Here is a 15,050-nt window from a genome sequence, read left to right as displayed (position 1 = left end):
AAGTTTAAGGGTTTCAAGTCACAGGTTTTTAATTCTGCAATGTTCGGTGCAAAGAACCAAAAATTAATTCCAGTTTTCATCAAAATCCAAGTCGTCATAGTTGTCAAAGGTATCATCAAAATCAAAAGCACTATTTTCCGACTCAAATTTTCGTTCTGGCGGTGTCTCTGGCAACTCTCCAAAACTAAAAAGTACATTGGGATATGCGCGACCATCTTCTTTTTCTACCACATCTGCTAATTCTACGAAAAAGGTCCACATACTTAGAAAGTCATAGACGTAAATAAGTTTGGGAGAATTTTCGCTAATGATGTCCTCTAAAAAGGTTTCGTTCATCAATCTAACATCAGAACCGGATTCGCTCATGTCAAAAAGGGCAATTTCCTCATCCTGTTTCCATTCTTCGTCACAGGTATAGAAAGAGGCCATTTCATTTCCAAGAAACCCAAAAGCTTGCGTAATAGCATTGTGAAAATCTTCTAAGCTATTATGTGCTTCAATTTCCAAGTCGCGAAAGATATCCTCTTCAGCATCTAGTATTATTCTAATCTTATAAACCATACCTATATTTTGTGGGAGGGCAAAGTTACGAAGTTTTAAGATTTGTTCTGGGTTTTATTGCATCTAAAACCAAATAGAACTGAACCCCGAACAGAATGGCCGCAAGTATCAAATGTAGCGCCTGGCTACCGAAAGGAAAATCAATATAGTACATGGCAATTCCCGTAAAAATTTCCAGTACTACTATAAAGAGAACCCAATAGATTTTTAAATGACCTAAATTCAGTTTTAGTATCCTAAAGGCCAAAGCGCCATTGATCAATACAATTCCTATAGAAAGACTTCTGTGTATGTAAAACTGCAATGTTGGGTCTTGCAGCCATAAACCTTTAGCATTTGGGCCTAATATATCTATTTGGTGATCTATAAACTCTCGGACTTGAGTACCAAGGATAACTTGAATTATGGTAAGTGCCAATGCCGCAATGGCTATAATAAAAGTGGGTCTATCATAGATGATGCCCTTGTCTTCTTTGTTTACGATAAAAATGATATAGAGTAAAAACGCAACAATGACCAAGGCCATAAGCATGTGCAGGGTAATTTTATAAGGTAAGAGTACGGAGTAGACAACTGTGGCACCAAGCCATGCCTGAAATCCCATTCCGAAAACGACCAACCAAGAAAGAAGGGTAACCGCTTTTTGCTTTTTCCAATATTTTACGGAAGCAAAGGCAAGTAACAAGGTCGCTAGACCAGCTACTGCACCGAACAAACGATTAATGAATTCTATCCACGTATGCCATGGGTTAAAAATGGCATAGTCGTGTTTGGTATATGCATCCCAATTGTCCAGATTAAAATCGGATGCGGTAGTCATGTCCGTTTTGGCCACTTTTAGGGTTTCGTTCACGATAATAACCATTCCTTTTTTATACTCCCTATTGGGTTCCCATTCCAACTCTGAAGCTTCTGTGGGCGGAATATAGTATCCAAAACACTTAGGCCAATCGGGGCAACCCATGCCACTACCCGTCATTCGTACTACGGCACCTGCAACAATGACCAAATACACCAATATTAAAGAAATTTTGGCCAATTTCCTAAATGATATCATAGCTGTTTTACTTTAAGTCCCAGTTCGTTTCCTTTTTTTAGCATCAAAGCTTTCGCAGCATCGAATTCATTTGGGATATCACCCTCTAGAATCGCCTCTTTTATAAAATCTTTAATAATGCCTATCTCTTTTGATGGTTTTAAATCGAATGCTTTCATAATTTCTTCTCCACTAATTGGTGGCTGAAAGTTTCTAATGCTATCCCGTTCTTCTACCTCCACAATTTTTTGCCGTACAATTTTAAAATTATTCTTGTATTTGCGTTGTTTCTTTGGGTTTTTTGTGGTGATGTCCGCTTCACATAAGGTCATTAAATCTTCTACATGGTCACCTGCATCAAAAACTAAACGCCTTACCGCGGAGTCGCTCACATAATTCTCTGAAAGAACAATGGGTCTGGAACTCATTAATACCATCTTTTGAACAAACTTCATTTTGTCGTTGAGCGGCAAACGTAACCGTTTGAATAGCTTATACACCATTTTAGAGCCAACGAACTCATGGCCATGGAATGTCCAGCCAATTTTTTTATGAAATCTTTTGGTCGGTGCCTTTCCAATATCATGTAATAAGGCGGCCCATCGCAGCCAAAGGTCGTCCGTAGTTTGGCAAATATTGTCTACCACCTCTAAAGTGTGCCAAAAGTTGTCCTTATGCTTTTGACCTTCTATTTCCTCAACGCCCTGTAATGCAGTTAGTTCTGGTAGAATAATATCCAATAGGCCTGTTTTATGTAAAAGCGCAAACCCTTTTGAAGGTTTATCGGTTTGCATTATTTTGTTCAGTTCATCAACGATACGTTCGTTTGAAATAATTTTTAATCGTTCCTTGTTATCAGATATCGCCTGTAAGGAGGGTAGTTCTATGGTGAACCCCAATTGCGTTGCAAAACGTATCGCCCGCATCATTCTGAGCGGATCGTCCGAGTAGGTGGTATTTGGGTCTAAGGGAGTTCGTAACAATTGCCTTTCCAAATCTTTAACCCCATCAAAAGGATCTAATAAATTGCCAAAAGTAGCTTTGTTAATGGAAAGTGCTAAGGCATTAATAGTGAAATCGCGTCGTTTTTGATCATCCTCCAAGGAGCCATTTTCCACTACGGGTTTTCTGCTATCCCTATGGTAGCTTTCCTTTCGTGCACCAACAAATTCTAGGGCTGCACCTTCATGTTTGATCATGGCCGTACCAAAGTTCTTAAATACAGAAACTTTAGGTGTCCCAGATAGTTGAGATGCTACTTTTTCGGCAAGGGCTATACCACTTCCTACGGCAACGATGTCTATATCTTTTGGCGTGCCTCTTTGAAGAAAAAAATCACGTACGAAACCACCGATTACATAGGCTTCAAGTCCCAATTCATCGGCACTTTTTCCAATTTTACTAAAAATAGTATCTGTTAATGCCTGTTTGTAGTTCATGGCGATTTCTTCTGCATTATTCCCGTATCACTTTCACTTTGTTATCGTTACTTAGTTTAATGATTGTGGATGATAGGGAATGTTCATTTTCCTTTTGCAAATTTACCACATAGTCTACACCTTTTAAAACTGCCCGATCTATTTCTTTAAAACTTTTTGGGGTGCGATTCCCTTTACTATTAGCTGTTGTTGCAACAATAGGTTTTTTAAATTTATTGATAAGGTAGCTGCAAAATTTATCGGAAGCCACTCTTATGGCCACCGATCCGTCCTGTGCTAAAAGGTGTTTTGAAATACCTTTGGGATTATCGTAGACAATGGTAGTTGGCTTCTTATTAATGTCCATAAGATCGTAAGCCAACTCCGGCACGTTTCCTACATAGTTGCAAAGCATACCATCATGTGCAACAAGACAGACCATTGGGTCTCCTTGTTTTTGTTGTTTTAATTGGTAAAGCTTTCGTACTGCTTGGTCATTTGTGGCGTCGCAACCAATGGCCCACAAGGTGTCCGTAGGGTAAAGGATAAGACCTCCTTGTGCTAAATTAGCAATAGCTTTATTGATTTCCTCTGTCACAATTTCAGTTTGAATTGGTGCATTTGCAAAGGTAGGTTTTCTTTAATTTATGAAATTTATTGTGCCGTGAAATACAGGCTCAATGTACCTCATCTTTTAAATAATTGAGTTGCTATTGCAATTGTTGTAGCCTGATTTTGTATTTTCCGCCCAACTTAATAAGTGTTTGGTATGCTTGAGATACATGATAAGGAATTATTGAGCAAATTTCCAGGATGGAAGCTGGTGGCGCTAACAGAAGGGCGAATTGAAATGGAGGCGTTGTCCTCCGTTAGCCATGACGATGGTCCTAAAATTGTTGCCTATTTATATGAACAGATTCCGAATAAAAAATGGATTTTTCATTTAGAGAACGATCGATTTGTGGCTGAAATAAAAGAGAAATCTAAATATACCCGGATGTATACTTCTGGCTGTTTTGATATTTTTCATTTTGGGCATTTGAATATTTTGGCCAAATCCAAAGAACTTTGCGATTATCTCATCGTCGGTGTTTCTACGGATGAGCTTATTCTAAAGGAGAAAGGAAAGCTTCCGGTGATTCCATTCGAAGAACGCATGAAGGTGGTTCAAGCGATAGGCTTAGTAGATGAGGTAATTCCACAGACAGATAAGGATAAACAGCGGATTGTAGATACCCATCGTATAGATGCTATATCTGTTGGTGATGATTGGAAGGGTCGGTATCCTAAAGTAACGTGTGCTATGGAGTACTTTCCTTATACCGCTAATGTAAGTAGCACAATATTAAAGCAAACCTTACAGCTTAAATAATAGTGGTTAGGTAAGGGCCTTGTCGTCTGTAGAAGTATTCCAGTCTTTAACTGGTGTTTGCCATTCTCCATACCTATAGCTTAAATAACCATCGGTGTCTTCTGGTATTGTATATTCTTTATTTTGAAAGGAGATGGTTTTAAAGCGCTCATAAAACCGTGAAGGAACACATTTTTTTTTATTGTCTATTTCCCAAAACGTGTCGGTTCCTTTAGTGTATTTTATGAATACATCTAAGCATACTTTGCCCTTAATTAGGCCAAAAAAGTGTTTGTTACGTATCTTGATCATCCTCAAATCACCTTTTTTAAATTCATTGCTTGTTTCGGAAAAATTTCTTGTCCGAACTCTGAAGCCTTCCGTTTTTAAGCTTTTAATGAGAGAATTAACTTGGGTAAGTTGATTTGCATGTACAGAAATATCCAAATCATTGTCCCAGGGTAGTAATCTGTTCTCACGTCTTATACCAAGCAAAGTGCCTCCTTCTAACCAATATTGGATGTGTTGATTTTCAAAAATTTTGATAACATCTTTTAAAAGACGTTCTGCCTCAATGAGATTTTTTCCTTCTAAAGTAATGTCGTAGGCCATATGCAGCTGCTTGTTAATTCTGAATTACCCTTAATCTTTTAAGCTCTCTATACCTACTATATACGCCTAGGGCATTTAAATAACTGATTATAATACCTCTTTTGCCATCTAGGAACCCAAATCTAAAAATATAATGGTTTAGAAACTTATATGCAGGTCTAAAGATAAAGTGATAAGCATTTGGATCATAATCCTTATTAAGTTCTTCTTGGGCCTTCATCTGCCCGTAGGTTATCATTTTTCCTTTGTAATCTTCATAATTTTTATAGGAGAAATGTATGAGTTTGTTTTTTAATGTAGCTATTGGACCATCTACTATTAAAGTTTCATGAACAATTCGTTCTTTTGTGAACGCTACCTTACTTTTTCTAAAAAGCCTAAAGTTTTTATCGCTCTGCCAACCGCTAAATCTTAGTACTTTTTGCTTAAACATAAACGTTCTATAGAAGTAATAGGCTACGGCACTAGCATCACCGTTTATAGTTTTTAGAACTTCATTTTTAAGTCTATCGGTTAGACGCTCGTCCGCATCCATAAATAAAATCCAGTCGTTGGAAGCCAAGCTCATGGCATAGGATTTTTGGTCTGTATAGTTGACAAAAGGCCTTTGAATCAAGGTAACATTGGGTCTCTTTTTTATGCGTTCAACCGTACCGTCGGTACTAAACGAATCTACCACGATAATTTCATCTGCAAATTGCACATTGGTGAGAACCTCATCAATATGTATAATTTCATTAAAGGTAATAAACACTGCCGACATTTTGTTTTTTACCACGCCGTTCCAACTATTATTGATAGGTCTGCCGAAAATGGTATCTATCTTAATTTTTCTGTCCAAGGTTAGCTCCCGATGTTCTGGAATCTTATGATTGGAAGCATATTCTTCTACGGCTTGAATCATTCGAAGAGCCGATTTACCATCGTTATAAGGATGGTACATTGCATTTAGTGCCAACCGCTCTTCCTGGAATACATCTTGTTTTAAATTGGATAGGACACTTTTAGTAAGTTGCCCCTTTTCGGTAAGGTTATCCCAACGAATGTTCTTTGAGATGGTCTTGAAGCTGATTGCCGGCTTGTTCAACAGTAAAAACTCGTAGATAACAGAGGACGTATCACTAATCAGTAAATCTGCTAAGAGCAGAAATTTAATAATATTCTTTTCTTCTACAAATAGCATGTTTTTATGCTTTTCGGATAGTGCTTTATAGGTATGTATCAATGACTCGTTCATGAGGTCATGAAATTTTACCATGATTAAATAACCTGTGTCGGTAGCTAGGGTTTCAATATCTGTTAAAAGATCAGGTGCGGAAGTTAGACTTGGGGAAAATGTGGGAGCGTATAAAAGAATTTTATCAGTTTGATAGGCCTTTAGCAATTCTATTTTTTCCGATTCGTAACTGGATTTATGTAACCCGTAGCTATCTAATTTGGGCCAACCTGTTTCCATTACATCGAAATCACCGTACTTTTCTTTTAATTCATTAAAACGATTGGTAAAGTAAGGGCCTTGTGTTAGGTAGAGGTCAAAATAATGTCGAATACGAAAATGACCTTTTTTTTCTCCCGCTAGACCGTGAAAAATTTGAGTTTTAATTCCCCTTAAATAATAGGGAACTTCATTGCCGGGAACAAAAATAACATCACTTTGATACCACTGTAAATCTAATATGCTAGCAGTATGTGGTTCATCTACAAAAGGAAATTTTTGAACTAGCTTTTTTGAAACAAACCAGATGTAATCACTGCCCCTTTTATGGAGCTCATCGCGAATAGGGGCCATGATTCCAAAAGCATAAGCATTTTGGCAAAAAAGGATAAATTTCATTTTTGGAAAATAGTATTTGCGTTTTCCAGGTCTTCCCTAAAATCGACTTCAACGCAGTCATATTCAGATATGTCTATTGCTTTAATTTTAACGCCATCATTCTCAATAGCCATCTCCAAGCCTCGCTCAAAATAATCATTATCATCGCAAGTCTCCAATCTATCTATAAAAAAGCCAATATCTTTTTGCGAGATAAAATTTATCCCAACCGCTTCTCCCAAGCCATTTTTCACCGTCTTTGATAGTTTATCAATGTAGCCATCTTTTAGGGTATATTTTACTTCTTCTTCTGCGACCTTACTCGTATTTACAGCAACAAATGACGTACTTGATGCTATGTATGGTTTTAAGATAGCGAGGAGTTTACCGTCAAACACTACATCCCCATTTAACCACAAAACAGAATCGTTTCTATTTTTCTTTAATGCTTTAAGCAAACTTTTGGACGTATTGGTACAGTCAAAAAATGGGTTGTAGATATACATGAGCTGTGGAAACCGTTCCATGATGAGGTCTTTTTTAAACCCGACCACGACGTTTATGTCATCTATATTAAAGTTGGACTCAAGATTGGCTATTTGCATCCCCATTATGGTTTTACCATTGTCTAATGGCGTAAGTGGTTTGGGAAATGGGTTTCCCAAGCGTGAGCCAATACCTGCGGCAAGTATAACAATTTTCACGTTTCAGTATTTTAAAAGAGGTAATCTATTGAAATTTTGATAGATAGGATAGTACTAGTTTTTCTAGCTAAAATCTAGCCTAAACATGTTCTGTAATATTTAATTTAAGCAATACTTATAAACGAACATCTTTACCTTGAATACTTCAAATGTAAAATTAATTTAAGTATAACTAAAATTAAAGCTGTCTTGGCAGTGCATTTTGCTGCATTCGAGTACCTTTAAATATAAGTCCAAAAGCTGCTAATGAGGATGGCTTAGCAAAGCGTGAAGATTAGTTTGGTTGACTAACTACTTTGTTGAGAAACTGGTTTTAAGCTTGGTGCCTTTTGTTCTTGTTCCAGTTTTCTTAGTTCTAGGTAACGTTCCCAATCTCCTAAGGCGTTAAGATAACAAACCGTAATTCCGTTTAATCCATCTAAAATACCAAAACGGAAAATGTAATTATACAAAAATGTAAAAGCTGGCTTACCAAATAATAAAAAGAAATTAAATCGCTTTCCTTTCTGTTGGGCTTCTTTCGCCTTCATTCTGCCATAAATGAGCATTTTGTGTTTGTAGTTTGCAAAATCTCGATAACAATAGTGTGTAAGCTTTTCTTTTAAGATTGCGGAACTTCCTTGTATTTCTAATGTTTCATGAACAATACGCTTGTCAGAAAATTGTACTTTACTCTTCCTGAACAAACGGTAGTTTTTGTCCGTTTGCCATCCGCTGAACTTCAGGTGTTGCTGTTGAAACATGAATTTTCTCCTAAACCAATAGGCCACATGTTCAGGCTTGCTGTTAACAGTGGACTTGATTTCTTTTTGTAGCGCTTGGGTTACCACTTCGTCGGCATCAACAAAAACCACCCAATCGTTAGAGGCCTGCGCAAGGGTAAACGCTTTTTGTGCCGTATAGTTTTTAAACGGATGTTGAATGACCCTTACTTTAGGGTGGGCGCGAAGAAATTCATACGTGCCATCTGTACTGTAGGAGTCCACCACAATAATTTCATCAGCGAATTCGACCGATTTTAGGCATTTTTCTATGTACCCAATTTCGTTGAACGTAATTACTAGTGCCGATATTTTTGTACCCTGAGGCTCCATAAACAAGATCAGTAGTTAAGTTTTTAAGGAGTGTTCTGGGTATAGAACTGAAAAAAAAGTAAAAAATTATATTTTTACCTATATTTTCCTACAAAATTAAACGGCTACATTATGTTCTCTTAGTGCATCGTTAAGCGAGGTTTTTTTATTGGTGCTTTCTTTTCTTGTTCCAATAATCAATGCGCAAGGAACTTGAAACTCGCCAGCCGGAAATTTTTTCGTGTAACTCCCTGGTATAACAACCGAACGAGCAGGAACCCTACCTTTAAGTTCTAACGGAGAAGATCCCGTAACATCTATAATTTTGGTAGAGCTTGTTAATACCACGTTGGCACCCAATACTGCTTCTTTTTCTACGTGTACGCCCTCGACGACGATACATCTAGAACCAATGAACGCATTATCTTCTATAATTACTGGGGAGGCCTGTAAAGGTTCTAACACACCGCCAATACCTACACCACCACTAAGATGTACGTTTTTACCGATTTGTGCACAACTTCCAACGGTAGCCCAAGTGTCCACCATAGTGCCTTCGTCTATGTATGCGCCTATGTTTACATAACTAGGCATGAGAATAGTTCCAGGAGAGATATAGGCGCCATGCCGGGCAACTGCGTTCGGTACAACACGTATTCCTTTTTCTTTATAGCCTCTTTTTAAAGGCATTTTATCATGATATTCAAAAATTCCCGCTTCCAATGTTTCCATTTGTTGGATAGGGAAATAGAGTACTACGGCTTTTTTCACCCATTCGTTTATTTGCCAGCCAGTTGCAGTAGGTTCTGCACACCTAAGTTTGCCCAAGTCGATGAGGTTTATAACTTCTCTTATCGTTTCTTGTGTTTTATCGGCTGACAAAAGGTCCCTATTTTCCCAAGCCTGCTCTATGATATTTTTCAATTCCGTCATTTTATCCCAAAATTTTCTCAAATATAGGTCGAACTAAAGTAATTCACTAAGCGTAAATTCACATATCACAAATTATCCGTTACTTTTGATAAAAATATATTTTGGGAAGAGTATTGGCTTTGGATTTTGGGGAAAAACGAACGGGAATAGCCGTAACAGATGAGTTACGGCTGATTGCTTCGGGGCTAACCACTGTTCCTACAAAAGAGCTTTTTTCTTTTTTAAAACGCTATGTAAACGACGAAAATGTTGATGTGTTTGTGGTCGGCGAACCTAAACAAATGAACAATACACCTTCAGAATCAGAACAACACATAACTCCTTTTTTGCTGGAGCTTGCCAAACAATTTCCTGCAATTTCTATTGAAAGACAGGACGAAAGGTTTACTTCTAAAATGGCTTTCCAAAGTATGTTGGATAGTGGGTTAAAGAAGAAGCAACGAAGAAATAAGGCTTTAGTAGATGAGATTAGTGCAACGATAATACTACAGTCATATTTAGAAAGGAAATAAAATGGATGTGTTAATCGATTTTGAAATATTCATCAAAAGAAAGATACGACAGTATTTTACATCTTTTTTTGCCACAAGGGATATTAAAAAGCTTACGAATACCGATTTTGTGATTATTAGCAGAAACTGTTGGGGTGGTCAGGTATATCAATATTTACAGAAGCCTTATAATACCCCTTTTGTAGGTTTATTTTTGTTTGGCCCTTGCTACATGAAATTACTTGCTAATTTTGATCACTATATGCAAGCGGAAATGGAGTTTATACCCGCTTCAAAATATCCCGAGTCTAAAAATAATTATCCTATTGGAATTTTAAAGGATGTAGAAATTCATTTTCAGCATTATGAAACCCAGGAAGAAGCAAAGGATAAATGGACTCGCAGAAGAGATAGGATGCTTAATAACACGAACAAAGACAACTATTTTTTTATGGTCTGCGACCGCAGGCGTATACATGACCAGGATTTAACAAATTTTCATGAACTTCCTTTTAAAAATAAGGTTTCCTTTGCATTTTTAGATTTATCAATAGGGAAGGTAACAAACCATATTAGATTTTTTAATAGTAAAAACAATAAAACAAACAGAATACCGAACGGAAAAAAGAGGTTTAAGCTTACATTTTTATACTTTGACGTAGTCCACTGGTTAAATAGTGGAGAAATTTTAAGAACACGATTTAAACAATAATAATGATTTTACCAATTATAGCCTACGGTGATGCCGTGTTACGGAAAGTAGGGGAAGATATAACTAAGGAATACCCGAAACTAGACGAGCTAATTGCGAATATGTGGGAAACTATGTATAACGCTAACGGGGTAGGACTTGCTGCTCCTCAAATAGGATTGCCTATTCGTATTTTCCTAGTGGACACCACCCCCTTTGCAGACGATGAAGATTTAACCGAAAGTGAACAACAGCAGTTGGATGGCTTTAAAAAAGTATTTATCAATGCTCATATAACCGAGGAAAAAGGTGAAGCCTGGGCATTTAATGAAGGTTGTTTAAGCATACCGGACGTGCGGGAAGATGTGAGCAGAAAGGGAACGATTAAGATGACCTATTTTGATGAAAATTTTAAAAAGCATGAACAAACCTTTGACGGACTTCTAGCTCGGGTAATACAACATGAGTACGACCATATAGAAGGTATCTTGTTTACAGATAAGTTATCGTCGTTAAAAAAACGAATGATCAAGGGACGATTGTCCAATATATCCAAAGGAAAAATAAATGTAGATTATCGCATGCGATTTCCAAATATGAAAAAAGGACGTTAAATACTTCCGTTAATCAGTATAAAAATATAATATTTGTCCTTTAAAATTTTAATATAGCCTATGGGTTTGGAAAAAATACTATCAGTAGCAGGTAAACCAGGATTATACAAATTGATAACACAAACCCGATCAGGGTTTGTAGCGGAATCTCTTTTGGATGGAAAAAGAATTAGCGTTGGTCTAAGAAGTAACGTAAGTGTACTATCTGAAATTGCTATTTATACCTTGGAGGAGGAACTACCGTTACGAGAGGTGTTTTTGAAAATACAGCAAAAGGAAAATGGAGGCAAAACTTCCGTAGGCCATAAAGAGGATAAAATAAAATTAGAGGAATACTTTTTTGAGGTATTACCTAATTACGATGAAGATAGGGTCTACGCCAGCGATATTAAAAAAATAATTCAATGGTATAACATGCTGGTGGATAAGGATATTGCAGATTTTTCGGAAAATGAAAGTGAACCTACTACAAATGTAAGTGAATCCTCCTCAGAGGAAGAATAGAATAACGTATAGGAAAAAAAAGCCTTGATAGGATTGACTATCGAGGCTTTTTTTTGTTTTAATACATCATGTACTAAAATCAATCTTTCTCAATTTCTTTATAAGTGTATTTACTTTTCTTCCAATCAATTAAAGGGGAAGGGTAATACTTTACGTCCATACGCTCTAAAAATGGAGCTTGGTTTGCCAAACGAACCTTGTAGTTCTCCCAGTCCCTATTTTCTGGCGTGCTCCAGCTAAGTTCGGAATAACCAATCACCCTTGGAAAGGCCAAATATTCGAGTTCGTCAATGTTACTTATGGTTTCTGACCAAAGGGGAGCCTCAACCCCCAGGATATTCTCCATAGGGATACCACCATGGCTTTCGGGATTCCATATATAGGCACTATCAACAGGAATATAGGCCGCCCAATGCAGTCCGTGTTTGGATAAGGTGTCGTATTGCATATCTAAATAAGCTTTCTTGGCCGGTGATACAATCACTTGCATCCCCTTTTCAACCGCTTTTTTTGCGTGATCTACGCTAGACCACCATTGTGAAACAGAGTTTGAGTCTACATCTGCGATAGCAATTTCGTCCCAACCTATCATACGCTTACCGTGTTTCTGTACAATTTTTTCTACCTTATTTACAAAGTAGATATAATCTTTCTTCTTCGTAACGAGGCTTTCATCCCCACCGATATGAAAATATGGTCCAAGCGTAATCTCTGATATTTCTCGCACCACATCGTCTATAAATGCGTATACGGTGTCTTTTCTGGTGTCTAAGGTGCTAAAACCAACACGAGTACCTTCGTATAATTTTGGAGTTTTGCCGTTTCCGTTTAAGAAGGGATAAGCTACAGAAGCAGCATTGGTATGTCCCGGCATATCTATTTCAGGGACTACGGTCATAAAGCGTTTTGCAGCATAGCGTACAATCTCCTTGTAATCCTCTTGGGTATAGAAACCACCTTCTTCTCCGCCAACCTCGGTGCTACCTCCAATTTCGGTTAATTTTGGCCAAGATTTAATTTCGATGCGCCATCCCTGATCATCCGATAAATGAAGGTGTAACACATTAATCTTGTAATAGGATAAAATATCTATATATTTTTTAACGTCTTCTACGCTAAAGAAATGACGTGCAACGTCTAACATAGAACCTCGGTACGCAAAGATTGGATTGTCAGTAATTTTGCCCGATGGAACAGGCCATATTTTCTGTTCTGCTAGGGTGTCGTTACTAGTATCTGGAACGAGTTGTCTTAGCGTCTGTATGCCTCTAAAAGCCCCCTCAGCGGTACTTGAGTTTATAATAATCGAATCTTGATTGATGTATAATTGATACGCCTCGGGTGCGATAAGATCCGTGCTGTCAGATTGATTAATGTAGATTATACGTTCTACTTTGGTCAATGACCCATCGTTTACAGGAACTTGAAGGTTTATTTTCTTGTACAGCTTATCTGCTAGAAATTCTGCTACATCCTTGAACCCGGCGTTTCCTTCGGGAGTGTATATCGCTGTATATTTGTCCAATGCAAAGGCAGAATTAGTAGGGATTACTTTCAGTGGTTTTGGAATCAGACTTTCGGTAGAAAGGTCCGTAACGGGCATAGGTATTCTTGGTTTTTGCTCCTCTGTACACGCAAGAAAAGCACAGGTAAGGCTAAGGAAAAAGAAGCCTCTAACTAAGGTGTTTTTAATCATTGTTCTTTTTTTATGGATTGGTTACTAAGTCTTTTACGGCGGTATACCATAGGTCGTATCCCTTTTGGTTCATATGAAGGCCGTCTTCTATGAATAGGTCTGTTTTCAGTTTTCTGCCATTTAACATTGGAGACCATACGTCAGCATAGGATAACAGTGGGTTGTCCTCGCTCATTTTTCTAAATTTTCTATTCAGGCGTCTGTATTTTCCACGGAGCCTCCATCGGCTTATACTAGGTTTTGCGGCAATTAAAACAATTTGGGTATTAGCATTTAGCTTGTGAATTTCTTGGATTATTTTATTCGTGGTTACTATAATTTCCTTAGGCTTTTTTTTAGCCCATAGGTCATTATCCCCCTCGTATATAAAAACTTTCTTAGGTTTAAACCGCAGCACCAAAGGCTCTAAATAATATAAGAGGTCTGATGCTTGGGAACCTCCGAACCCGGTGTTCAATATTTGATTTTCTGGAAAGGATTGTTTTAAGGTATGCCACATACGGACACTGGAACTGCCTGTAAAAACAATACTTTCCCTGTTATTATCCCATAGCGAATCATATTTTTTTGAAATTGCAATTACTTCATCAGAAAATGGGGCGGTATTTTGGCCAAAAGACAAAATCCCTAAGAGCATAAAAATATAGATAGCGTATTTCATAGATGGTAAATGAGGAATTATAAATTTCCGTAGGTTTTATGCTTTATCAAATAATTTTCGACCTAGGTTGTGTTTAGGCTTACAAAGGGAGGTTGGCTGTTTCTTGATGCATAGTTGTAGCTTCAACTATTATGAAACAAATGTAAACACCAATGCAGCGAGTACCCCTCCAATAATAGGGCCTAAAACTGGAATCCAAGAATAGCTCCAGTCGCTAGTTCCTTTATTTTTAAGTGGTAGGATGGCATGTAAAAGACGTGGGCCAAAATCCCGTGCCGGATTAATGGCGTAACCCGTTGGGCCTCCTAAACCAAAGCCAATACCTATAACTAAAAGCGCTACAGGAAGGGCATCTAAAGATCCAAGCGAAATAGTTTCCTCACCAAAACTACCGCCGGCTATATAAAAGATCCCAAAAACCAATGCGAACGTACCAACGATCTCTGTTACCAAGTTCCAAAACGGGCTCCTAATGGCTGGCGAAGTGGAAAAAGTAGCAAGAATGGCAGAGGCGTCTTCTGTATGTTCGTATTGTTTTTTATAAGTTAACCAAACTAATAAATTACCCATCATGGCACCTAAGACCTGTGACAGAATATATCCTGGAACTAAGGTCCAACCAAACTTACCGGCAGTAGCCAACCCTATGGTCACTGCCGGATTCAAATGTGCACCACTGGCATCGGCAGAAATAAACACACCAATAAATACTGCAATACCCCAAGCGATGGCGATTCCAACCCAGCCAAGGTCTGCTCCCTTGGTTCCTTTTAGCACTAGGTTAGCTACTACACCGTTTCCTATAAGAATAAGCATGGCGGTTCCAATAAATTCAAAAATATAAACGCTCATTTTAGTTTGTTTAATTTTTAACTGGTTCAAGATAGCTAAT

17 protein-coding genes are annotated in these 15,050 nt (G+C 37.7%); 5 read left to right on the top strand and 12 right to left on the bottom strand.

Annotated elements, in window-relative coordinates:
- Positions 1-63: 63 nt before the first annotated feature.
- From MS6x_RS04120 to MS6x_RS04105, 4 genes are read right to left on the bottom strand one after another with little or no spacing between them, the layout of a single operon-like run.
- Positions 64-561 carry an IS1096 element passenger TnpR family protein gene (locus tag MS6x_RS04120; protein WP_482605497.1) on the bottom strand — a complete coding sequence of 166 codons (498 nt, stop codon included), beginning with the start codon at positions 559-561 and terminating at the stop codon, positions 64-66.
- A gap of 25 nt (positions 562-586) precedes the next feature.
- Positions 587-1,618, bottom strand: coding sequence for a COX15/CtaA family protein (locus tag MS6x_RS04115; RefSeq protein ID WP_482605496.1), 1,032 nt, complete (start codon positions 1,616-1,618; stop codon positions 587-589).
- A complete protein-coding gene (locus MS6x_RS04110; protein WP_482605495.1) occupies positions 1,615-3,036 on the bottom strand; it encodes a CCA tRNA nucleotidyltransferase in 1,422 nt (473 codons plus the stop codon). The genes MS6x_RS04115 and MS6x_RS04110 overlap by 4 nt, the downstream gene beginning before the upstream one ends.
- 16 nt (positions 3,037-3,052) lie before the next feature.
- Positions 3,053-3,613, bottom strand: coding sequence for an L-threonylcarbamoyladenylate synthase (locus MS6x_RS04105; RefSeq protein WP_482605494.1), 561 nt, complete (start codon positions 3,611-3,613; stop codon positions 3,053-3,055).
- A 171-nt stretch (positions 3,614-3,784) separates the two neighbouring features.
- On the opposite strand from MS6x_RS04105, the gene MS6x_RS04100 reads away from it, so the two are divergent.
- Positions 3,785-4,387 (top strand): FAD synthase family protein, encoded by a 603-nt coding sequence (locus MS6x_RS04100; RefSeq protein WP_482605492.1) that lies wholly within the window; start codon positions 3,785-3,787, stop codon positions 4,385-4,387.
- Between the two features lie 6 nt (positions 4,388-4,393).
- On the opposite strand, the gene MS6x_RS04095 is transcribed toward MS6x_RS04100, so the two are convergent.
- From MS6x_RS04095 to MS6x_RS04075, 5 genes are all read right to left on the bottom strand, one after another.
- A complete protein-coding gene (locus MS6x_RS04095; protein WP_482605491.1) occupies positions 4,394-4,978 on the bottom strand; it encodes a LicD family protein in 585 nt (194 codons plus the stop codon).
- Between the two features lie 13 nt (positions 4,979-4,991).
- Positions 4,992-6,812 carry a CDP-glycerol glycerophosphotransferase family protein gene (locus MS6x_RS04090; RefSeq protein WP_482605490.1) on the bottom strand — a complete coding sequence of 607 codons (1,821 nt, stop codon included), beginning with the start codon at positions 6,810-6,812 and terminating at the stop codon, positions 4,992-4,994.
- Entirely contained in the window at positions 6,809-7,495 is a 687-nt protein-coding gene (locus MS6x_RS04085; RefSeq protein WP_482605489.1) for a phosphocholine cytidylyltransferase family protein, read from the bottom strand. The genes MS6x_RS04090 and MS6x_RS04085 overlap by 4 nt, the downstream gene beginning before the upstream one ends.
- A 287-nt stretch (positions 7,496-7,782) precedes the next feature.
- The gene (locus MS6x_RS04080; RefSeq protein WP_482607140.1) at positions 7,783-8,589 is read right to left on the bottom strand and encodes a glycosyltransferase family 2 protein; all 807 of its coding nucleotides are present in this window, start codon (positions 8,587-8,589) and stop codon (positions 7,783-7,785) included.
- A 96-nt stretch (positions 8,590-8,685) separates the two neighbouring features.
- Positions 8,686-9,501 (bottom strand): 2,3,4,5-tetrahydropyridine-2,6-dicarboxylate N-succinyltransferase, encoded by an 816-nt coding sequence (locus tag MS6x_RS04075; protein ID WP_482605488.1) that lies wholly within the window; start codon positions 9,499-9,501, stop codon positions 8,686-8,688.
- 101 nt (positions 9,502-9,602) lie between these two features.
- Here MS6x_RS04075 and ruvX point away from each other — a divergent pair, with 101 nt between their 5' ends.
- Genes ruvX through MS6x_RS04055 form a run of 4 tightly spaced genes read left to right on the top strand, consistent with a single transcriptional unit; the run spans position 9,603 to position 11,801 of the window.
- A complete protein-coding gene (gene ruvX, locus MS6x_RS04070) occupies positions 9,603-10,013 on the top strand; it encodes a Holliday junction resolvase RuvX (RefSeq protein ID WP_482605487.1) in 411 nt (136 codons plus the stop codon).
- A gap of 1 nt (position 10,014) precedes the next feature.
- On the top strand, positions 10,015-10,704 hold the full coding sequence (locus MS6x_RS04065; protein ID WP_482605486.1) for a DUF1919 domain-containing protein: 690 nt from the start codon (positions 10,015-10,017) through the stop codon (positions 10,702-10,704).
- 2 nt (positions 10,705-10,706) lie between these two features.
- Positions 10,707-11,297, top strand: coding sequence for a peptide deformylase (gene def, locus MS6x_RS04060; protein ID WP_482605485.1), 591 nt, complete (start codon positions 10,707-10,709; stop codon positions 11,295-11,297).
- Between the two features lie 60 nt (positions 11,298-11,357).
- Positions 11,358-11,801: a DUF5606 family protein gene (locus MS6x_RS04055; RefSeq protein ID WP_482605484.1), complete on the top strand. Its 444-nt coding sequence runs from the start codon at positions 11,358-11,360 to the stop codon at positions 11,799-11,801.
- A gap of 79 nt (positions 11,802-11,880) precedes the next feature.
- Here the strand turns inward: MS6x_RS04055 and MS6x_RS04050 are convergent, their stop codons facing one another.
- The 3 genes from MS6x_RS04050 to MS6x_RS04040 form a co-directional block, all read right to left on the bottom strand.
- The gene (locus MS6x_RS04050) at positions 11,881-13,497 is read right to left on the bottom strand and encodes a beta-N-acetylhexosaminidase (RefSeq protein ID WP_482605483.1); all 1,617 of its coding nucleotides are present in this window, start codon (positions 13,495-13,497) and stop codon (positions 11,881-11,883) included.
- 10 nt (positions 13,498-13,507) lie between these two features.
- On the bottom strand, positions 13,508-14,158 hold the full coding sequence (locus tag MS6x_RS04045) for a GDSL-type esterase/lipase family protein (protein WP_482605482.1): 651 nt from the start codon (positions 14,156-14,158) through the stop codon (positions 13,508-13,510).
- A 129-nt stretch (positions 14,159-14,287) separates the two neighbouring features.
- Positions 14,288-15,010: an MIP/aquaporin family protein gene (locus tag MS6x_RS04040; RefSeq protein WP_482605481.1), complete on the bottom strand. Its 723-nt coding sequence runs from the start codon at positions 15,008-15,010 to the stop codon at positions 14,288-14,290.
- Between the last annotated feature and the right edge of the window lie 40 nt (positions 15,011-15,050).

Source organism: Maribacter sp. MS6, assembly GCF_056839185.1.
Note: the sequence above shows the minus strand (reverse complement) of the source record. Positions and strands in the feature narration are given on the sequence as shown.